At 66.3% G+C, this 19,833-nt stretch carries 16 protein-coding genes, 1 tRNA gene and 2 pseudogenes; 8 read left to right on the forward strand and 11 right to left on the reverse strand.

The window, feature by feature from the left end; translation table 11 throughout:
- Positions 1-12: 12 nt before the first annotated feature.
- The 4 genes from DIE13_RS30310 to DIE13_RS30325 are packed head-to-tail and all read right to left on the reverse strand — an operon-like array spanning position 13 to position 4,141.
- Entirely contained in the window at positions 13-993 is a 981-nt protein-coding gene (locus DIE13_RS30310; RefSeq protein ID WP_124830700.1) for an acetyltransferase, read from the reverse strand.
- Between the two features lie 17 nt (positions 994-1,010).
- Entirely contained in the window at positions 1,011-1,802 is a 792-nt protein-coding gene (locus tag DIE13_RS30315) for an SDR family oxidoreductase (protein ID WP_124830701.1), read from the reverse strand.
- Between the two features lie 39 nt (positions 1,803-1,841).
- Positions 1,842-3,035 (reverse strand): sulfotransferase, encoded by a 1,194-nt coding sequence (locus DIE13_RS30320; protein ID WP_124830702.1) that lies wholly within the window; start codon positions 3,033-3,035, stop codon positions 1,842-1,844.
- On the reverse strand, positions 3,032-4,141 hold the full coding sequence (locus tag DIE13_RS30325) for a DUF1214 domain-containing protein (RefSeq protein ID WP_124830703.1): 1,110 nt from the start codon (positions 4,139-4,141) through the stop codon (positions 3,032-3,034). Before DIE13_RS30325 ends, DIE13_RS30320 begins: the two co-directional genes overlap by 4 nt.
- Before the next feature lie 143 nt (positions 4,142-4,284).
- Here DIE13_RS30325 and cysD point away from each other — a divergent pair, with 143 nt between their 5' ends.
- The 5 genes and pseudogenes from cysD to DIE13_RS30350 all read left to right on the forward strand — a co-directional run bounded on the left by cysD (position 4,285) and on the right by DIE13_RS30350 (position 10,267).
- Positions 4,285-5,250 (forward strand): sulfate adenylyltransferase subunit CysD, encoded by a 966-nt coding sequence (gene cysD / locus DIE13_RS30330; protein WP_265096072.1) that lies wholly within the window; start codon positions 4,285-4,287, stop codon positions 5,248-5,250.
- A gap of 59 nt (positions 5,251-5,309) precedes the next feature.
- Entirely contained in the window at positions 5,310-7,181 is a 1,872-nt protein-coding gene (cysN, locus tag DIE13_RS30335; RefSeq protein ID WP_124830717.1) for a sulfate adenylyltransferase subunit CysN, read from the forward strand.
- 121 nt (positions 7,182-7,302) lie between these two features.
- Entirely contained in the window at positions 7,303-8,490 is a 1,188-nt protein-coding gene (locus tag DIE13_RS30340; protein ID WP_124830705.1) for a helix-turn-helix transcriptional regulator, read from the forward strand.
- 402 nt (positions 8,491-8,892) lie between these two features.
- Positions 8,893-9,231, forward strand: a pseudogene (locus DIE13_RS30345) (MFS transporter); the annotation flags it as partial.
- The gene (locus DIE13_RS30350; protein ID WP_124830706.1) at positions 9,218-10,267 is read left to right on the forward strand and encodes a beta-propeller fold lactonase family protein; all 1,050 of its coding nucleotides are present in this window, start codon (positions 9,218-9,220) and stop codon (positions 10,265-10,267) included. The pseudogene DIE13_RS30345 and the gene DIE13_RS30350, both read left to right, overlap by 14 nt.
- Before the next feature lie 67 nt (positions 10,268-10,334).
- On the opposite strand, the gene DIE13_RS30355 is transcribed toward DIE13_RS30350, so the two are convergent.
- Positions 10,335-11,372, reverse strand: coding sequence for an AraC family transcriptional regulator (locus DIE13_RS30355; protein ID WP_124830707.1), 1,038 nt, complete (start codon positions 11,370-11,372; stop codon positions 10,335-10,337).
- 226 nt (positions 11,373-11,598) lie between these two features.
- Here DIE13_RS30355 and DIE13_RS30360 point away from each other — a divergent pair, with 226 nt between their 5' ends.
- On the forward strand, positions 11,599-12,711 hold the full coding sequence (locus DIE13_RS30360; protein WP_124830708.1) for a fatty acid desaturase: 1,113 nt from the start codon (positions 11,599-11,601) through the stop codon (positions 12,709-12,711).
- A gap of 30 nt (positions 12,712-12,741) precedes the next feature.
- On the opposite strand, the gene DIE13_RS30365 is transcribed toward DIE13_RS30360, so the two are convergent.
- The 6 genes from DIE13_RS30365 to DIE13_RS30395 form a co-directional block, all read right to left on the reverse strand.
- Positions 12,742-13,362 (reverse strand): HAD family hydrolase, encoded by a 621-nt coding sequence (locus DIE13_RS30365; RefSeq protein WP_124830709.1) that lies wholly within the window; start codon positions 13,360-13,362, stop codon positions 12,742-12,744.
- Positions 13,363-13,499: 137 nt separating this feature from the next.
- Complete coding sequence (locus tag DIE13_RS30370) at positions 13,500-14,366, reverse strand: hypothetical protein (RefSeq protein ID WP_175752309.1); 867 nt, start codon at positions 14,364-14,366, stop codon at positions 13,500-13,502.
- 51 nt (positions 14,367-14,417) lie between these two features.
- A complete protein-coding gene (locus DIE13_RS30380; RefSeq protein ID WP_124830712.1) occupies positions 14,418-15,074 on the reverse strand; it encodes a TerD family protein in 657 nt (218 codons plus the stop codon).
- Positions 15,075-15,165: 91 nt separating this feature from the next.
- Positions 15,166-16,182 (reverse strand): DUF475 domain-containing protein, encoded by a 1,017-nt coding sequence (locus tag DIE13_RS30385; protein ID WP_124830713.1) that lies wholly within the window; start codon positions 16,180-16,182, stop codon positions 15,166-15,168.
- A gap of 44 nt (positions 16,183-16,226) precedes the next feature.
- Positions 16,227-16,964 carry a VWA domain-containing protein gene (locus DIE13_RS30390; protein ID WP_124830714.1) on the reverse strand — a complete coding sequence of 246 codons (738 nt, stop codon included), beginning with the start codon at positions 16,962-16,964 and terminating at the stop codon, positions 16,227-16,229.
- Positions 16,965-16,974: 10 nt separating this feature from the next.
- Positions 16,975-18,063, reverse strand: a complete 1,089-nt coding sequence (locus DIE13_RS30395) for a toxic anion resistance protein (RefSeq protein ID WP_124830715.1) — start codon at positions 18,061-18,063, stop codon at positions 16,975-16,977.
- Positions 18,064-18,422: 359 nt separating this feature from the next.
- Here DIE13_RS30395 and DIE13_RS30400 point away from each other — a divergent pair.
- Together DIE13_RS30400 and DIE13_RS30405 are read left to right on the forward strand one after the other, a co-directional pair.
- Positions 18,423-18,956, forward strand: a pseudogene (locus DIE13_RS30400) (TonB-dependent receptor domain-containing protein); the annotation flags it as partial.
- Positions 18,957-19,070: 114 nt separating this feature from the next.
- Positions 19,071-19,161: transfer RNA gene (locus tag DIE13_RS30405), tRNA-Ser, on the forward strand.
- The last annotated feature ends 672 nt before the right edge of the window (positions 19,162-19,833 follow it).

Raw genomic sequence — 19,833 nt, forward strand, 5'->3', positions numbered from 1 at the left:
CGGGCCCTCGGGTCAGTCGAGACGGAACGCCGCTTCGAAACGCGCGGCGAACGTGTCGAACTCGGTTTCCGGCAAATGGTTGATGCCGCCCGCGCGCTTGCGTCCGCCGCCGGTCGGGAACCCGCGGCAGAATTCGTCGGCGCCGAGCGGCCGGCCGTCGGGCACGCGCACGCTGACGACCAACCCGCCCTGCGCACGCGGCGACAGCACCGCGAGCGCCGCATGCGGCGCGTTGCGCATCCGCTCGTTCGCGAGCATGCCCGTCGCGCGCCGCGCCCACGGATGATCCGGCATTCTGATCAGCGTCGCGCCCGGCACGTCGCGCAGCGGTGCAAGCGCGCACGCCAGCGCCATGTCGTCGCGGTAGCCGTCGCGCAGCGCGGCGAATACCGGCGTGCCGCGCACGAAATCGAGCGGATCGACGCATGGCAGCATCGCGTCGGCAAGCACGGCAGGATCGAAATGCAGATCGCCGACGCACTCGCCGTATGCGTTGTAGTTCAGATAAAGCCCGAGCTCGGCAAGCGTGCGCCGCTCGGCTTCGTCGATCCCGTGCTCGCGCGCCAGCGCGTCGCCGAGCGCCGGCAATTCGTCGCCGAACGTCGCGACGATCGCCCAGCGCACGTGCCGGCCGTCGAGATAGCGGTTCACGAGCGCGCTCGTACAGACGTCGGCCGCCGTGTCGATATACGCGTCGAAATGCGCATCGCCCGGCAGATCGCCCGCGAAGTGATGATCGAAATAGCGGACCGCCACGCCGTCGCGCAGCAGCCGTGCGCACGCGTCGCGATTCTGGTCGTGCGACACGTCGAGCACGGTCACGCGATCGCCCGCGCGCGCGTCGATCCGCTCGAGCAGCCTGATGTCGCGCTTCACGCCCGTCACGAGCGTGCCTGGCGCCCCTTCCACGAGCCGCAGCTGCTGCAGCGCGCACAGGCCATCCGCGTCGCCGTTGAACGCGAAGAAATGCCGTCCCTGATGGTTTTCCTGCATGATCCGATACTCCCTCCTCAGGGCATGAAATCGCCGCCGTTCGCATCGAGCGTCGCACCGGTCACCGCGTTCGCGTAATCCGACGCAAGGAACAGCGCCGCGCGCGCGCAATCGTCGTCGGTCGGCAGCTTCGCGAGCGCGATGTTCGACGCGATCGGCGCGATGATCTCGTCTTCCGTCATCCCGTATTCGGCCGCGGCCTGCCGGAAATACGTCTGCGTCGGCACCCCCCACATCCAGCCCATGTGGATGCTGTTCGCGCGGATGCCGTGTACGCCGAGCTCGCGCGCCAGGTATTTTGCCGCAACCGCGAGCGCGCCCTTCGACACAGCGTAGCCCGATTCCCCTGCAAATGGCTTGCGGGTCGCCTGCGTGTTGATCATCACGATCGCGCCGCGCTTCTGCCGCTTCATGTGCGGCACGACCTCCTGCGTGAGCGTCATCGTCCCGAACACGTTGGTGTCGAACACCGCGCGCCAGCCGTCCAGGTCGGCCTCCTCGACCGACTCCGGAAACGTGCCGTGTACGAACGCGCTGTTTACGAGCGCGTCGATCCGGCCGAAACGCTCCATCGCCTGCGTCGCGAGCTGCCGGCACTGCGCACGCTCGGCGATGTCGGTGCGCACCTTCAGCACGTCGCACGCGACGCCCAGCTCGCGGATCCGGGCTTCCGCATCGTCGAGCTTTTCCATCGTGCGTGCCGCGACGACCACGCCGCGCGCGCCCTCGCGCGCCGCCTCGACCGCGAGCTTCACACCGAGTCCCGGCCCGATCCCGGAAATCACGACGATCTTGTCCTTCAGCAACATGGATTGTCTCCTGGTTGTCGTTCGTCCCGCGGCGTGCCGTCAGCCGGCCGCCTGCAGGTGCCGCGCGCGATACGCGGCGAAGTCGTGCGCAAGCTGCGCGTCGGTGAAGCCGAAGCGCGCGATCGAATAATCGTGTGCGGCGCGCTTGTCGCGGCCGTTGCGCGCCATCCAGTCCGTCATCGCCGCGCGCTGTGCCGCATCGAGCGGCATCCCCGCGAAGCGGTACACGGCTTCGGCGACACCGAGCGGGTTCGATACGGTGTCCTCGAAACGCACGTCGAGGAACCGGTCGGCGGGCAGCGCGTCGCGCGCGGTCATCGCGGCACTTATCGCGCGCGCCATCCCCGCGTTCCACTGCGCGCCGACCGCGAGCGGGTCCGGGTCGTCCGCATACATCTGCCACAGCGTGTGCGCCATGCTCGCCATCGACGGAATCGTCTGCGCCGGATCGCGATGCGTGAGCACGATCTGCGCACGCGGAAACACGCGGCACAGCACGTCGAGCGCGTGCAGGTGCTGCGGCGTCTTCAAGAGCCAGCGCCCGGCCGACGCGACGCCGCGCTGCACCTTCTGCCACTGCAGGAACTGCAGCATCCGCTTCAGGTACGTATAGACCGGCGTCAGGTCCTGCTTCGCGAGCCACGCCGTGTAGCGCGGCACGTTCGCGTACGAATCCATCGCACACACGAACGAGTGCTCCATCAGCATGAATTCTTCGTCGGCGAGCATCGCGTCGAGCGGATGGATCGTCAGGATCTGCGGAATGCAATCGATCATCATCGCGACTTCCGCCTGCGCACGCGCAATGCGCACGGTCGGCGCGGCGAGCGTCTCGCCGGCGAGCGGCGCCGGATAGCGAGTTTCCCACCATGCGGCCGAATGAAACCGCGCGTCGACGGCAAGCAGCCGTTGCAACAGCGTCGTACCGGTGCGTGGCAGGCCGACGATCACGAGCGGATCGTCGATCTCGATGTCGGCGATCTCCGGATGACGACGGAAGTAATCCTCGACGACAAGCCGGTTCACGAGCTGGCCGACGAGCTTCTCGCGCATCATCTGCGCGCCGCGTCCGGACAGCTTCGCTTCGTCGATCAGCGATGCGCACATCTCGTCGAGCGCCTCTCGATACGGGCCGTCGCCGAACGCGGCGAGTCCGCCCGTGCGCGACACGGCCTCGGCGATCAGTCCGTCGGCGTCGAGCTGCGCGCGGATCGGGTCGGGCAGCGCGCTCATGCGGCCTCCTTCAGCGTGGCGAGCTTCACGACGCGCGTGCGCGGATGCACCGGCTGCGCGGCGCCCACCCAGCGCCAGCAGATCGTGCCCGTGCGATGCCCGGCCGTATCGAGCCAGTTCGCGTCGCCCGGCCGCGACGCGGCGACTACCACCGTCACGCCGCCGTCGGCATTCAGCCGCGCGCTGTGCTTGTTCACGCAGATGTCGAAGTGCCGGTAATCGAGCGACTCCATCCAGTAATTGTTGAGCTGCACGTTCCAGAAATCGCAGTCCGGCACCGTATCGACCTCGATCACGAGCGCTTCGTCCTCGGCCAGCGACCAGCACGAGTGGTAGTAGTAGATGTTCGGGTCGCCGCCGACCGACTGGCACAGCGCCTGGTCCGCGGGCGGCAGCGCGTTCACGTGCGCCCCGTAGCTCGCGGCCCAGTCCGCGAACAGCTTCGACGTCTGCTCGACGAACTGCGCAGCGCGCGTGAGGCCGCCTTGCAGCACGAGCGGATCGAGCGGCGCCGGCCGCTCATGCGCGCCGATGCGCTCGATCTTCAGTTGCGCGGGCGTCTCCGCGCGCCGGTCGAGGAAGGTCTGGCGCACCAGCAGCGCGTTCGTGCCGGGCTCCATGCGTACCCAGTTGCCGGCGCGCGGCGTCTCGCTCAGCACGATCTCGAAGCTGCCGTCCGCCGCGACCTCGAGCTGCTTCGCATCGAGAAAGCCCGTCTGCAGCATCTTGCCGTCGGTCTCGTATCCGCCCTTCTGCGTGCCGAAGCTCAGGTACGCGACCGTGCCGCGCCGCCCCGTCACGCGATATTCGCAGCGGCCGTCGATGCGTGCGTACTGGTACAGGTTGTCGGGATTGTCGGCACCGATCTTCGCGGTCTCGTGCGACGGCGAGAAGAAGCCGGGCCACGCGCCGTCCGCGAACTCGACGTGCATTTCGAGCGCGATGCGCATCAGCCGGCTCAGGTAGCGGAAACCTTCCGCCCGCGTAAGCGGATCGTCTGGCGCCTCGCTGCGCAGGATCTGCTGCCCGCTGCGCTTCAGGGTGTCACAGAAATCGGTCCAGGTCTGGCCCGAAAGCAATTGCGTGGCACGTGTGTCGTCCGTCATGTGTCGTCTCCGCCGATGGTCGAGCGCCCACCTTAAGCGAGCGTCCGGCGCGCCACTTCGTCCGGGTGGACTAAGGAAAGATCCTCTACCCGGCAGCGCGGAGGTTAGTCCACCCGGACGAAGAGCGGCACCGCCCGTGCTCGATACCGTGGTGCCATGCACGAAACGCCGCACATGTCGCGCGGCGCCGGCATGAAACAAGGAGACGAACGATGTTGACCCACTTGGAGCGGCTGGAGGCCGAGAGCATCCACATCATGCGCGAGGTGGTCGCCGAAAGCGAAAACCCGGTGATGCTCTACTCGATCGGCAAGGACAGCTCGGTCATGCTGCATCTCGCGATGAAGGCGTTCTACCCGGCGAAGCCGCCCTTTCCGCTGCTGCACGTCGATACGACGTGGAAGTTCCGCGAGATGATCGCGTTTCGCGACGAGACAGCCGAGCGCCTCGGCCTCGACCTGCGCGTGCACGTGAATCCCGACGGCCTGTCGAACGACATCAATCCGTTCACGCACGGCTCGGCCGTGCACACCGACGTGTGGAAGACGCAGGGGCTCAAGCAGGCGCTCGACCACTACGGCTTCGACGCCGCGTTCGGCGGTGCGCGCCGCGACGAGGAGAAATCCCGCGCGAAGGAACGCATCGTGTCGCTGCGCTCGGAGCAGCACCGCTGGGATCCGAAACGTCAGCGGCCCGAACTCTGGTCACTGTACAACGCACGCAAGCGCAAGGGCGAAAGCCTGCGCGTATTCCCGATTTCCAACTGGACCGAGCTCGACATCTGGCAGTACATCCAGCTTCACGACATTCCGATCGTGCCGCTCTACTTCGCGAAGGAGCGGCCCGTCGTGGAACGCGACGGCGCGCTGATCATGGTCGACGACGAACGCCTGCCGCTGCGCGACGGCGAAGTGCCGCAGATGCGCAAGGTGCGCTTTCGCACGCTCGGCTGCTATCCGCTGACGGGCGCGATCGACAGCGATGCGGCATCGCTCGACGACATCCTGCAGGAGATGCGCGACACGCGCACGTCCGAGCGCCAGGGACGGCTGATCGACAGCGATTCGGCCGGCTCGATGGAAAAGAAGAAACAGGAGGGATATTTCTGATGGCACACGCTCTCACCTCACACGACACGCTCGTGCGCCCGGCGTCCGATCTGCACAATATGCCCGTCATGCACGCCGACGATGCGCAGACGAAGGACCTGCTGCGCTTCATTACCTGCGGCAGCGTCGACGACGGCAAGAGCACGCTGATCGGCCGCCTGCTCTACGAATCGAACATGCTGTTCGACGACCAGCTGACCCAGCTCGAAGCCGATTCGAAGAAAGTTGGCACGCAAGGCGGCGAACTCGATTTCGCGCTGCTCGTCGACGGTCTGTCGGCCGAGCGCGAGCAAGGGATCACGATCGACGTCGCGTATCGCTTCTTCGCGACCGCGCGGCGCAAGTTCATCGTCGCCGACACGCCCGGCCACGAGCAGTACACGCGCAACATGATCACCGGCGCGTCGACCGCCGACCTTGCAGTCATCCTGATCGACGCGCGCAAGGGCGTGCTCACGCAGACGCGCCGCCACAGCCATCTCGTCGCGCTGATCGGCATCAAGCGCGTCGTGCTCGCGATCAACAAGATGGACCTGGTCGACCACGACCGCGCGGTGTTCGAGCGCATCGACGCCGACTATCGCGCGTTCGCGGCCGAGCTCGGCCTCGAGGAGATCGTCAGCATTCCGATGTCCGCGCTGCGCGGCGACAACGTGATCGCGCCGAGTTCTCGGATGCCTTGGTACACGGGCGCGACGCTGATGCAGCATCTCGACACGCTGCCGCTCGTCGAGCGCGTGACGCGCGACGAACCGTTCCGGCTGCCCGTGCAATGGGTCAATCGCCCGCACCTGAACTTCCGCGGTTACGCCGGCAGTATCGCGTCCGGCGAAGTCCGCGTAGGCGAACGCGTGCGCGTGCTGCCGTCCGGCAAGGAGAGCCGCGTCGTGTCGGTGATCACGCCGGCCGGTGAAGCCGACGTCGCGCGCGCCGGCGAAGCGGTGACGCTCACGCTCGCCGACGAGATCGACATCAGCCGCGGCGACCTGATCGCGCGCGCCGATGCGCCGCCGGAAGTGGCCGACCAGTTCGAGGCGACGCTCGTGTGGATGCACGACGAACCGCTGCTGCCGGGCCGTCCTTATCTCGTGAAGCTCGGCACGCAGACCGTCAGTGCAACCTGCGCGACGCCGAAACACAAGATCGACGTGAACACGCGCGAGCATCTCGCCGCACGCACGCTCGCGCTGAACGAGATCGGCGTGTGCAACCTGAGCTTCGACCGGCCCGTCGCCTTCGATCCGTACGACCGCAACCACCACACCGGCGGCTTCATCGTGATCGATCGCTTCACCAACGACACGGTCGGCGCTGGAATGCTGCACTTCGCGCTGCGCCGCGCGCACAACGTGCACTGGCAGGCCGTCGACGTCGACCGCGACGCGCGTGCGCTGCAGAAGGCGCAGACGCCGCGCATCGTGTGGCTGACCGGCCTGTCCGGCGCCGGCAAGTCGACGATCGCGAACCTCGTCGAACGGCGGCTGCATGCGCTCGGCAAGCACACGTACCTGCTCGACGGCGACAACGTGCGGCACGGCCTCAATCGCGATCTCGGCTTCACCGAGGCCGATCGCGTCGAGAACATCCGGCGCGTGGCCGAAGTCGCGCGGCTGATGCTCGATGCGGGGCTCGTCACGCTCGTGTCGTTCATATCGCCGTTCCGCTCGGAGCGCGACATGGCGCGTGCGATGGTCGGCCCGGACGAGTTCGTCGAAGTGTTCGTCGACACGCCGCTCGCGGTCGCCGAGGAACGCGATCCGAAGGGCCTGTACAAGAAGGCGCGCAAGGGCGAGCTGAAGCACTTCACCGGCATCGACTCGCCGTACGAGCCGCCCGCACAGCCGGAATTGCGCATCGATACGGTGGCCGAATCGCCGGAAGCCGCGGCCGACCGGATCGTCGCCTACCTGCTGCGCGAACGCGCCGCATAAGCCGCTTCGGCGGCATCGGGCGGGCACGGCCCGCGTCGTCTACTCCGTTCGGATGACGCGGGCCGCTGGCCGGTCGGTATGCTGGGTCGGGAGCATTCACCCGACCGAGGAGAACACGAGCATGCTGACCGCGCTGGCACCTGGCGACACGGCCGCGCACGACGATTTCGACGCCGCCGCCTGGACCGCCCGCGAGCTGAGCGCGTGGCTCGGGCTCGTCTACCAGGGCCCGTCCGAAACCACACCGTGGGCCGGCTTTCTCGAAGCGATCCGCGTGCGGCTCGACGCAAGCTTCACGACGCTCGTGCTGCGCAATCCCGGCGGCACGCGGCGCGGACTCATCATCAACGCGTCGAGCCACGGCCCGCTGCTGCCCGGCGAACCCTCGTACAGCGAGCAGTTCTATGCGCTCTGCCCGTTTCTCGATCAGCCGGCCGGCCAGGTCTTCACGGCCGATGCGCTGTTCGGCGAAACCCGCTGGCGCGCGCACGATTTCTACCGGCAGTACCTGCAACCGCTCGACCTGCGCTACATCCTCGGCGCGAACCTGCGCGGCGAGCGCGGCGTCGAATGCGCATTCTTCGTGAGCCGCGCGCATGGCGGCCGCGAGTTCGACCCGCCCGAGCGCGCCCAGGTCGCAACGCTGCTGCCGCACCTGCAGCGCGCGGTCGAACTGCACGCGGCACTCGACGTGCTCGATGCCGAACGCGCGCTGTACGCCGGCACCGTCGACCGGCTCGATGTCGGCACCGCGATCGTCGACGAGGACGGTCGCGTGATCAAGCGCAACCGTATTGCCGAGCGCCTGATCGAGCAACAGGACGGCCTGTGCCTGCGCCACGAACGGCTCCATGCGTCGTGTCCGCTTGACGAGCGCCGGCTGCAGAAGGCACTGCAGGCCGCGCTCGAGCATTTCCGCGCGGGTGCGCTCGCGCGCATCGAGGCCACCACGCTGTCGCGCCCCGGCGGCGCGATGCCGTTGAACGTGCTGCTGCGCCCGCTCGCGCCCTATCGCGGCGCCGAGGACCGCCAGCACCGGCCTGCCGTCGCGGTCTTCATCCGCGATCCGGCGGCGTCGCCGCAAACGTCGCGCGACATGCTGCACCGGCTGTTCCGGCTGACGCCGATGGAAACCGAGATCGCGCTGCTGCTCGTCGACGGCCTGACGCTCGACGAGGCGGCCGCCGCGACCGGCATCACGAAGAACACCGCCCGCGCACACCTGCGCGGGATCTTCGCGAAAACGGGCGCAACGCGGCAGGCCGTACTCGTGAAGACGCTGCTGAACAGCGTCGTGTCGATGGCGTAACGGTCGACACGCCGCCGGGCCCGCGTCTCCCGGCGGCGACCGGACGTCCGCACCTGATGTCATACGTCATTGGATGTGATTCATCCCCTGCACGGTCTCATGGTATTCCCAAAAATCTGGAGATTCCCAGGGGTAAACCCGCGATCTCTTGCGTCTACCTCCGGCGTACCATGTTATACGACAACATACTACTTCATTCATCACCTCGACGCCGACGCGGGCCGCCGCCCCGATCGCCGCCCGACCGGAGACTCCGTTGACCTCGCCTGCCCTGTCCGGCCTCGACCCGCTCGCGTCCGCCGTCTCGAAAGTGAAATGGCATGTGCTGCCCTCGTGATGATCATGTTCATCGCGAACTACATCGACCGCGTGAACGTCGGCTTCGTCGACCGTCATCTCGAAGCGTCGATCTGCTTCGCCGCGCTCGGCTTCAAGGCCGCGTCGTCGCTGTTCTGGCCGATTCCGCAGGGCTACCTCGACACACGCGTGGCCGCGGCCGTGATCGCGCTGATCAACTCGATCGGCAACCTGGGCGGCTTCGTCGCACCGACGGCCTTCGGCTATCTGAAGCAACATACGGGTTCGATCACGGGCGGCCTGCATGCGCGCGCGATCGCGTCCGTCGCCGCCGCGGTCGCCACGCTGTTCGCGCGCACGCACCGGCGCAGCGATCCGCCGCGCAGCTTGCCGGCCGACGAATCCTTCACGAACACCGTAATGCTCCGCCATGCCGAACACTGACCGCCTGACCGTCGTCGTCTCGAATGCCGCCGATGGCGACCTCTCCACGTTCTCGCTCACGCCCAACGGCGCGCTCGCGCCGCTCGCCCGCTACCCGTCCGGCGACGTCGCGATGCCGATCGCCGTGCAGCCCGATCGCGCGCGGCTCTACGTCGCGACGCGCGGCGAGCAGCCGACGATCGTCGCGTTCCGCGTCGCGGCCGCGACCGGTGCGCTCGCGCGCATCGGCACGACCGCGATCGACGCGAGCCATGCGTACCTGTCGCTCGATCGCAGCGGCCGGTGGCTGCTCGGCGCGTCGTACGGCGGCAGTTCGCTGAGCCTCTACGACGCCGCGCGCATGCGCGACGGCGACGGTGCGCCGCTGCAGATCGCGGACGGCATCGCGAACGCGCATGCGGTCGTCGTGTCGCCGGACAATCGCTTTGCCTACGTGAGCTCGCTCGGCTCGGACCGGATCTTCACGTTCGCGCTGGTCGAGGATGCCGGCGGCGTGCGTGCGCTCGAACACGGCGAAACGCGCGTGCCGGGAGGCTTCGGTCCGCGTCACCTGCGCCTCGCGCACGACGGCCGCACGCTCGTCGTGGTCAGCGAATTCCTCGCGACGCTCGCCACGTTCCCGCGCGACGCCGACAGCGGCCGCCTCGGCGATGCACACGTGAGCGCGCGCCACCCTGCCGTGGCCGGCCTCGTACAAGGTCATGCGCGCCCGCCCGCACCGGTCGAACCTTCCGTCTGGGCCGCCGACGTCCACCTGACGCCCGACGAGCGCTTCGCGTACGTCAGCGAACGCACGTCGAGCCAGTTGCTCTGCTATCGCCGCGATGCGGACGGCACGTTCGAACCCGCGCACGCGACGACCACCGAAACGCAGCCGCGCGGCTTCGCGATCGATCCGTCGGGACGCTGGCTCGTCGCGTGCGGCGAGCAATCGGAATACGTGTCGGTGTACGCGATCGCGCCGGACGACGGCACGCTGAGGCCGCATGCGCGCGTGCCGGGCGGTCGCGGTGCGAACTGGGTTGCGATCGTCTGATCGATTGGCTGGCTGCTTGATCGATTGATCGGCGCCGGCCTCGCGAGCGATATCGACCCGCCCGCCTTCAGCGCCGCTCGCTCGGCGCCACGCCTGTCCAGCGCTTGAACGCACGCGTGAAATTCGCACGGTCGGTATAGCCGACCCTTGCCGCGATCTCGTCGACCGGCAGGCGCGTGCCCTCGAGCAACCGGAGCGCGTCGCGCAACCGGATCTCGTCGAGCAATGCCGAATAGGTCGCGCCGAATTCCGCGAGCTTGCGCTTCAACGTGCGCGCCGACACGTGCAGTTCGCGCGCGACGCCGTCGACCGACGGATAACCGGCCTCCCCGCAGATCAGCAGGTTGCGCACCCGCTCGACGATGCTTTCCGCATAGCCGAGCCGTGCGAGCTCGGCCTCGCACTGCTGGACGATCATCTGCGCGGTCTGCGCGTTCGCGGTGCCGATCGGCTCGTCGAGCAGCGCGGCGTCGCAGCGGATGCGGTTCGCGCTCGCGTCGAAATGACAGCGCGGCAGCCGTGCGCGATAGCGCTCGAACCACGGCGGCTCCGGCCACTCGAAGTGCAGTTCGGCACGCGACTGCAGCGTGCGCCCGGGCGCCGGATCGAGCAGCGAATTGAACAGGATCGCCGTCTCGACCAGGAAGTTCTCCATCGCGAACTGGCGCAGTCGGCCGAGCGGAAACGCCTCGAGCACGTCGATGTCGACGATCCCGTCGAGCTGTGCGAGCCGCACCGAAAAGAACGGCACGCGGGTCGGCAGGTAACGGATGCCGAGCGCGATCGCCTCGCCGAGCGTGGCACAGCTCATCAGCCCGAAGCCGATCAGCCCGGATTTCGTGAGGCTGCTGCGCAGGCCGATCTCGATCGCGATCGACGGATCGCCCGTCGCATCGAGCAGGTTGAATACGATCGCCGCCTGCTGCAGCGGCGTGATGCGCGCATCGGGCTGCGCGAGCCGGTCGCGCTCGACGCCAGAGCCGGCGAGAATGCGGCCCGAATCGATGCCACGCTCCTCGGCGAGCATCAGCATGAACAGCGCATACGCGGACGATACCGTCGCCTTGTTCAACTGGCGCGCGGCATCAGGAACGGACAGGGCCATGCGGCGGACTCCGGAGCGGTTTCGGCGGATTGTAGCGTCGCTGGCCCGCAATGACACCCCCACGACACTCTAGCCGCGCGGTGCGGGCCCGGACGCCGGTGCGCCGGCCAAGGTGTCCCGAAATGACACCATCATTGGCACCGGCGGCCCTCGCGTGCGCTCCGGTGCGCGCCTATGCTTGTCACATCGGCATTGCGCCCCACTCTTTCCGCCTGGATTCCGCTCGATGAGCCAACCCGCACGAACCGTCTTTCGCAACGACGCAGACAAGGTCGCGTATGTCCGCCGCGAGGTCAACGCCGCGAGCGATGCGATTCGCGCGCGTTTTCCGCTGCTCGACCGCCAGAATGTCGTCGGTGCGACCGTGATGGCCGTGTCGGTGAGCGCGATGCTCGCGATCGCGTGGCTGTATGCGCGCGGCACGATCGCGTGGTACGTCGCGCTGCCGCTTGCCGCGTTCGTCACGTCGCTGATCCACGAGCTCGAGCACGACCTGATCCACCTGATGTACTTCAAGAAGACCCCGTGGGCCTATCACCTGATGATGGCGCTGTGCTGGCTTACGCGGCCGGGCACGATCAACCCATGGACGCGGCGGCGCATGCACCTGCATCACCACAAGGAGTCGGGCGGGGAATCGGATCTCGAGGAATTCGGCATCACCAACGGCGAACGCTGGGGCGTGAAGCGGCTGCTGATGATCGCGGACGGAATGCTCGCCGTCGTGCTGCGGCCGGACGCGATGCGCCGCAAGGTCAAGCGGTACGTCGCCGCGCAGCCGGTGCAGGATGCGGCCGAGCGCGCGCAGTTGCGCGTCGAACAGGTGTCGTCTTACATGCCGATCGGTCACGCGTACTACGCGCTGTGGCACGCGTTCATCGTCTATCATGCCGGCCTGTTCGCGCTGCATGCATTCGGCCATGCGCCGAGCGTGCCGGCGATCGTCGAGCGCGTGATGAGCATCGTCGATTTTCTCGCGGTCGTGTGGCTCGGGCCGAACTTCGTGCGCAGCTTCTGCATCAACCTCGTCAGCTCGAACATGCATTACTTCGGCGACATCGATTCACGCAACGTGATCCAGCAGACGCAGGTGCTCAACCCGTGGTGGATGCTGCCGTTCCAGCTGTTCTGCTTCAACTTCGGCAGCACGCACGCAATCCATCACTTCGTGGTGCGCGATCCGTTCTACATCCGCCAGTTGACCGCGCGAACCGCGCATGCGGCACTGCGTGAAGTCGGCGTTCGGTTCAACGACGTCGGCACATTCAAGCGCGCGAATCGCTGGGGCGCTTATCAGCCGTATCGCGGTAGGCGTGGCGCGCAGCAGGCCGACGCATGAACGCATACGGCCGCGACTCCCTTCACCGGATCAATCGCCGATCGCCGGCATCGGTCCGTGCCCACGGATCCACGCCCAATTCGCCAGTTCGGACATTTCCTTGTCGCCGCGGCTGTCGCCGTACGCGAACAGTTTCGCGGGCGGCTGACTCCCCCACCAGCCGCGCAAGCGCACGACCTTCTGCGGCCCCCAGCAATTCTCGCCATTCAGCCGTCCGGTAAACACGCCACGCTCGAACGCGAGGTGCGTCGCGAGCACCGTGTCGATGCCGACCGTCTTCGCCCACTTCTCCAGATACAGCGACGGCGACGCGCTGACCAATACGACTTCGTGCCCGCGCACCTGATGCTCGCGAATCCGCTCGAGCATTTCCGGACGCACGAAGTTCGGCAGATAGCCGTCGACGAACCGGCACGCCAACGCGTCGAGCGCGTCCTCGCGCATCGGCCCGAACGCAAACCCGGCGAACTTCGCCTTCGCGTCGCCGCGCGACAGCAGCCCCGCTTTCATCGCGACGATCCACGGCAGCGCGCGCAGGCCAGCCCACGCGAAACGAGGCGTGCCGACCGCGTAGCGGACGAAATGACGGAAGCTGTCGGTAGTCGTGATGGTGCCGTCGAAATCGAAGGCGGCAACGATGCGGTCGGTCATGGAGAGACGGGAAAGCAGTGAGATGCCCCGGAAGATAGCAGAATCGCGCCGGTCCACGCGAAACGGCGTGCTGCCGTATGGCTCGCGCAGCGACCGCGCGCGCCGGAGCGCGCAGTCGTGCGGTTCGTGCGGTTCGCTCAGCGCTGCGGCCGCGCCGCATGCGCCGCAGGCAGCACGACGTTCATCAGGTGATCGGCGCGCGACAGCAGATCGGTCACGCGCTCGTCGAGTCCGCGCAGTTGCGCGGGCTGCATCCGGATCTGCTGGACGGCCTGCCCGACGATGTTGCGGCGGTCGAACAGCGTGCGCTCGATACCGGCGTCATCCGGTGCGCGCACGACGTCCGACACCGCACTCAGCGCCGCGAGGACGACCACGAGGTTTTCTTCCGCATGGCGGACCTTCGCGGAGAGCTCCTCGGTGCGGCGCGGGAAAAAGCCGAGCGACTGCTTGAGCGCGCCGAGCGCCGCACGATAGTCGACGTGCGCCGACGCCGCGCCGAACCAGCGGTCGAACATGCCCGCCTTGCGCGTCGCCTGCGCGAGCATCCCTGCCATCATGTCGGCCGCGCCGAGCTCGTTGAATTCGCGCGTCGTCGCCGCGACGGCTTCGACGAGATTGCCGGCCGCCTCCAGCGCCCCGTCGCCGATCGTTGCGACCGTCGCGAGCTTGAGCGGCACCAGTTGCCGGATGTGCCGCTCGATGCGCGGCGCGTAATCGGGATAGAGATGCGGGAAGCTGGCCTGCGCGGCCCTAAAGCACGCTTCGAGCTGCGGATGGTTCGATCCGCCGAACAGCGCGCGGCCCAGCGCGTCGGCAGGCGCCGCACGCGTGGCGTGCACGGGCGCCGGCCCCAGGTCGAGCGCCTGCGGCGCCGGCCGCTCGGGCGCACGCGCGGCCGGCACACCGGCCGCCGCCGGCGTGTCGAACGCAAGACGCCCGGGCGTGCGCTCGGGCGTCGTATCGAACTCGAGCCGCTTCGGCTCGTCGGACGGATTCGCCATCGATGCTTGCTGCCAGGCGCCGCGCAGTCGCGCCAGCCGGGCTGCCGCCAGTCAGACCGCGCCGCCGTACGCGCGCACGAAATCGCCGAGGCCACGGTTGTAGCCGGCGCCGACCGCCTTGAACATGAAGTGGCCGTCGCGACGATAGAAGCTGCCCACCTGCACCGACGTCTCCATCGAGAAGTCTTCCTCGAGCGCATACTTCGCGATCACCGCGCCCGACACCTCGTCGGCGATCTGGATGTAGCTGTTGCGAACCTGCCCGAAATTCTGGCGACGCGCTTCGGCCTGGTCGATCGTCACCACCACCGAGATTTCCTCGACGTCGGCCGCGAGCTTCGTCACGTCGATGAAGATCACCTCGTCGTCGCCATCGCCGCTGCCCGTGCGGTTGTCGCCGCTATGCACGACGCCCATGCACTTCGATGCGGGCATCCCGCGCTTCGGGAAATCGTCGCCCGGCTGGATGAAGGTTTCCTTGCGGTCCATCGTCCGCACTTCGCTGTTGTAGAACACGAAGTGCTGATCCGAGATCAGCTTCGGATTGCTCTGCGCATCGTACTTGCACAGGAACACCGACACGTCGAGATCGAAATCCGAACCCGTGTCCGTCGCGTTCGCGTCCCAACCGAGACCGATGCGGAATTTCTGCGTGCCGGGCGCCTCCTTCGACAGGTTGACGCGACCGCCTTTCGACAAATTGATCATCTGAACCTCTTCTGCTGGAACCGCCGTTGCGCAGGCGGCAATGCCGGGCCGCACCGCGCGGCCCCTTTGTTGATGTGATGCGTGTGCCGCGTTACTCGCCTGCCACCGCAGTCCGGTCTTCCTTGCGCTGCACGATGATCGACGACCACACCGCCGCAGCGATCATCGCCGCGCCGATCAGGCCCGTGATGACTTCGGGCACGTCGAACTTCACGCCGAGGAACATGATCGTCGCGAGCGCGCCGATCGCCCAGAACGCGCCGTGTTCGAGATAGCGATACTGCGCAAGCGTGCCCTTCTTCAGCAGCACGAGCGTCATCTCCCGGATGTAGGCCGCGCCGACGCCGAGACCGAGCGCGATCAGGAAGATGTTGTTCGACAGCGCGAACGCGCCGATCACGCCGTCGAAGCTGAACGACGAATCGAGCACTTCGAGGTACAGGAAACCCGCAACACCTTCGCGCACCACCCGCGTGCCCGTGTCCTCGCCGCCGACCAGGTCGCCCACGCCGTGCGCGATCACGAAGCCGATCACGCCGAACGCGCCCGCGAGCAGGAAGCTCACCTGCTCCGCGGCCGGCACGTAGAACGACGCGACGATCACGATCGCGAGCGTCAGCGCCACTTCCAGCGCCGTGATGCGACCGAGATGGCGCATCGGGCCTTCGAGAAAACCGATCCAGTGTTCGTCCTTCTCGGTGTCGAGCATGAACTTGAAGAACACCATCAGCAGGAACGCGCCGCCGAACGCCGACACCTCGTGATGCGCGGAGGTCAGCACCGCCGCGTACTTCTCGGGCGATTCGATCGCGAGCGTCAGCGCGTCCCACAGGCCGATGTGGCCGATCACCGCGACGATCAGCAGCGGGAACACGAGCCGCATGCCAAACACGGCGACCGGCAGGCCGAACACCATGAAACGGTTGCGCCACTTCTCCGACCAGTTCTTCAGCACGGAAGCGTTCACGACCGCGTTGTCGAGCGACAACGAGATCTCGAGTACCGACAGGACCGCGACGATCAGCATGTCCTTCACGCCGCCGAGCAGATAGGCGGCGACCAGCGCGATCACCGTGAGCGACAGCGGAATCTTGAAGTCTTTCAACATGATTGGGGTATGGAAGTTCAGGAAAATGGGCGTCCGCGCTGCGCTTACTTCGCGCGCACCCAGTCGCAGAATTCTTGCGTGATCAGTTGTTCGTAAATGTGTTCGTCGCTCACGTCGAGCGATTCGAGATGCAGGAAGCCGACGTTCGGCATCTCGTCCGCGACTTCCGCGAGAAAGCCGAATTCGCTCGGATCGCCTACACCGACGAGCGACCAGTACAGCGGAAAGTGCTGCGACTCGGCCAGCAGCTGGCGCACGCGCTTGCGGTCGTTCTTCGGGTTCTGGCCATCGGTGACGAACAGCACCCATGCGGGCAGATCGCCGTTCACCGGCGCGGGCGCGGCCGGGGCGGCGGTTTCGGCACCGCCGAACAGCCGGCTCAGGAAGCCGCGCTTTTCTTCGCGCCTGGGCTCCGGCGCGCGGAAGAAAAAGTCGACGATGTCGTTCATCACCGGCGCATACTGCGTGCCGCCCCACTTGTCGATCCGCGCCTCGAGCACGTAATCCGAAATGTACGAGCCGTAGTTTTCCGGCGTCGCGGTCGGCAGGCGGTCGTAGCCTTCGGTGAAGGTCCACGTGTCGACTTCGCCGTTGTCGTCGAACTTCAGTGCAATGCCAAGGATCCGGTCGTGCGTCTCCTGGATCACGCCCGACTGGTAAAGCGGCTTCGCGGAACCCGAGATGTCGAGCGCCGCGCCGACGCGCACGACTGGCGGCTTCAGGATCTGGCGTTTTTCGAGGACGATCGCGACCTTCGCCGCGCGTTTCTCAAGCGTAATCATGCGGTGTTCCTCAATTGTGCTTCGGAGCGAATCGGGTGATCAGGTCTTGCTCGAGCTGGCGCAGGCGCGGCGCGTCCTGCTCGCGCAGGCGCTTGCCGTCGGCGATGATCTGCGTGATGTCGTCGAACGCGCCGAACAGTTGCTGTTGCGCGTATTCGAACGTGTCGGTCGAGATCACCGGGCGCTGGCCGAGCTTCGCGACTTCCTGCGCGTTCTGCCGATTCAGATCGGCTTGCGCGCGGATCGCCTCGTCGGCCGCGTCGTAGGTCGCGTTCGCGAGCGCCGCTGCGCGTTTCGTGCTGAGCTGCTCGAGGTAGAGCGCGAACGCATTGGTCCATGCGGGAATCAGCACGGTCTTGATCGTCATGAACTTCGACGTCAGCGTGCGTTTCTGGTCCTGCTCCATCCGGATCTGCGGCGCGAGCTGCTTCGACATCAGCATCGCGCGATCGAGATCGTCGAGCTTGCTTTCGAGCGCGTCGACCTTGCGCTTCACGTCGAGCAGGCGCTGAGCGGCGAATGCATCGTCCGCCGGCTGCTGGCCGGCCGCGAGGTGCGCACGCAGCGCCGCGAGCGCCGTTTCGCCGTGCGCCTTCGCCTGCGCGAGCTCCTGGTGCAGCGCGTAGTTGTCGTTGTACATGCGCTCGAGCTCGTCGATGCCGGCTTTCTGGCGTTGCGCATGCGTCTCGAGTTCGACGACGAGCGTATCCATCCGCTTGCTCACCGACTCGTATTGCGACAGCAGCTTCTCCTTGGTCGAACGGAACAGCCGCGTGACCTGCGTGAGCAGCCCGCCCTTGTCGGCGCCGCGCGGGTCGAGCCCCTTCGCGGTCGCAATCAGTTCGTTGAGCTTGTCGCCGAACTGGTCGGCATCCGACGCGCGCACATTCGTGAGAATCTGCTGCGAGAAAGCGGCGATTCGCGTGCCTTGCTTCGCACCAAGCTGGTCGATCTCGTCGACGGTGATCAGGCGCGCGTGCTCCGTCGGCCGCACGGCCGGCGCGACGGCGGCAGCAGGCACCGCGACGTGTGACGAAGACTGGGTGGAAGGACGATCGCTGACCGCATCGGATTTCTTGTCGTCGAATAGCGGCTTCATGTGGCTATCACGTTTCCTTTTTTGCTTTTGCAGCGTGTTGTCGTGTGCGCGAGACGCGCATCCGATTGCCGTCGTGCTCTCTCACGGGCGGCAGACGGACAATAAATGCCGTGGACACATTGCGTCAAGCGATCGAATTCTTTCACATTCCATTCATTTTGTAATAAAACACGCTGATGCCTCGGCCCCACAACGCTGCTCCCGTGGCCATGTATGGCTACCGCGCGGGATTCCGGCGCGCCCGAAGCTTACATGTCAGATCAATGCGAAATGAAGATGAAATAATCGGATTTTCGGGATTACGGACGACCTGGATGCCGCCGACCGGCGCCCGCGCCGATCGACCGCGGGTCATTGAATACGGCGCATCGCTTGCGCTGCTCCAGATCGAGAAGCCGATGGCGTACACCGATCCGCCGTCGAGCGCGTTCGGCGCCGACGGCACGCAGCGCCATCGCGGCATCGAGACGGCCGTAAAACGGCGAACCGTGGAAGGGTGTGCGCTTGATCGCGGGTGCGACCTACCTCAACGCGACGCTGCGGAACACGGCCAGCGGCACCAACGACGGCAACCGGCCGATCAGCGTGCCGTCGTTCCTGTTGAACCCCGCGCCGAATACGACATAGCGGCGGTGCATGGCCTCACGCTGAGCGCGCGCAGGATCCACACGGGGCTGCAGTATCTCGATATCACGAACACGATGTCGATTCCGGCCCGGGACCGCTTCGACCTCGGCGCGCGCTATGCGACCGAACTGTTCGGCAAGAAGACCACGTTCCGCGCGACCATGCGCAACTTGGCGAGCAAGTCGCACCGGTCGTCGACGATCGGCGGGTATCTGACGCAGGGCAATCCGCGCTCGGCGTGGCTGTCGATGACGACAGACTTCTGACGCGGGCGAAGGCCCGCCGCGCGGACCGCGGCGGGCGGATTCCACGCGGCCTCGACGGGTCGTTGAAAGGGGGTGGCGAGGGGGCGCCAGAGTTTGCTATACTCTCGGTCTTCCGGAGAGATGGATGAGTGGTTTAAGTCGCACGCCTGGAAAGCGTGTATAGGTTAATCGCCTATCGGGGGTTCGAATCCCCCTCTCTCCGCCAGACAATGGCAAAAAACCCCGCAAAGTCAATGACTTGCGGGGTTTTTTGTTTTTCGACCCATCATACAACCCATCATCAAGCAGAAATTCGCCAGCGCCGCTGAATTTCGCTGCGCCTCCATGTCGTCACGAAATGTCGGTGACATCGGCACCACGCGGAGGCGTTCCGTTCCCGGCACGCCACGCAACGCAACGCCACGCCACGCACAATAAAGGACGATTCACCGACAGGTGCGGTGCGCTGCGCAACTCAGCGACTACTCGCGAACAACTGACATACGCCAAACCAGCGTTCACGATCGCTATGAAGCCCCGCGCGAAATCCTCAACCCGTAGTGTTGCGCGTTGATTCTGACAACAGCAGCCTCGTTACTACATCACGCTCCAATCAAGAGGCGAAAGCTTGCGGTCGATAGCGGTTCTTTCCCTTGGGGTGTGTTAAGCAACCCCGGCACAACCATTTCCCTCAGAAGCTTAGTATCTTTTTTGTTACGCAAGTCTTTATTTCTACGCAAGCAGTTTGAAATAAGCATTGCTTCCAGAAACTCTATATCGCGATGCGAACTACCAGTCGGACCGGTAATCCCCCCGTTTTCCACGGGGTTCAGAAATAGAAACTAAGCGGCCATGGCCAACCGCTGCTTTGGCGTAAATCCGCCCAGGGCCATGTTCG

Origin of the sequence: Burkholderia sp. Bp9016 (assembly GCF_003857765.1) — a bacterium.
GTDB lineage: Bacteria > Pseudomonadota > Gammaproteobacteria > Burkholderiales > Burkholderiaceae > Burkholderia.

Bases quoted from the DNA above. Each gene is read 5' to 3' on its own strand.
- DIE13_RS30310 (WP_124830700.1), bottom strand. From the start codon at position 993: ATGCAGGAAAACCATCAGGGACGGCATTTCTTCGCGTTCAACGGCGAC.
- DIE13_RS30315 (WP_124830701.1), bottom strand. From the start codon at position 1,802: ATGTTGCTGAAGGACAAGATCGTCGTGATTTCCGGGATCGGGCCGGGA.
- DIE13_RS30320 (WP_124830702.1), bottom strand. From the start codon at position 3,035: ATGAGCGCGCTGCCCGACCCGATCCGCGCGCAGCTCGACGCCGACGGA.
- DIE13_RS30325 (WP_124830703.1), bottom strand. From the start codon at position 4,141: ATGACGGACGACACACGTGCCACGCAATTGCTTTCGGGCCAGACCTGG.
- cysN (WP_124830717.1), top strand. From the start codon at position 5,310: ATGCCCGTCATGCACGCCGACGATGCGCAGACGAAGGACCTGCTGCGC.
- DIE13_RS30340 (WP_124830705.1), top strand. From the start codon at position 7,303: ATGCTGACCGCGCTGGCACCTGGCGACACGGCCGCGCACGACGATTTC.
- DIE13_RS30350 (WP_124830706.1), top strand. From the start codon at position 9,218: ATGCCGAACACTGACCGCCTGACCGTCGTCGTCTCGAATGCCGCCGAT.
- DIE13_RS30355 (WP_124830707.1), bottom strand. From the start codon at position 11,372: ATGGCCCTGTCCGTTCCTGATGCCGCGCGCCAGTTGAACAAGGCGACG.
- DIE13_RS30360 (WP_124830708.1), top strand. From the start codon at position 11,599: ATGAGCCAACCCGCACGAACCGTCTTTCGCAACGACGCAGACAAGGTC.
- DIE13_RS30365 (WP_124830709.1), bottom strand. From the start codon at position 13,362: ATGACCGACCGCATCGTTGCCGCCTTCGATTTCGACGGCACCATCACG.
- DIE13_RS30370 (WP_175752309.1), bottom strand. From the start codon at position 14,366: ATGGCGAATCCGTCCGACGAGCCGAAGCGGCTCGAGTTCGATACGACG.
- DIE13_RS30380 (WP_124830712.1), bottom strand. From the start codon at position 15,074: ATGATCAATTTGTCGAAAGGCGGTCGCGTCAACCTGTCGAAGGAGGCG.
- DIE13_RS30385 (WP_124830713.1), bottom strand. From the start codon at position 16,182: ATGTTGAAAGACTTCAAGATTCCGCTGTCGCTCACGGTGATCGCGCTG.
- DIE13_RS30390 (WP_124830714.1), bottom strand. From the start codon at position 16,964: ATGATTACGCTTGAGAAACGCGCGGCGAAGGTCGCGATCGTCCTCGAA.
- DIE13_RS30395 (WP_124830715.1), bottom strand. From the start codon at position 18,063: ATGAAGCCGCTATTCGACGACAAGAAATCCGATGCGGTCAGCGATCGT.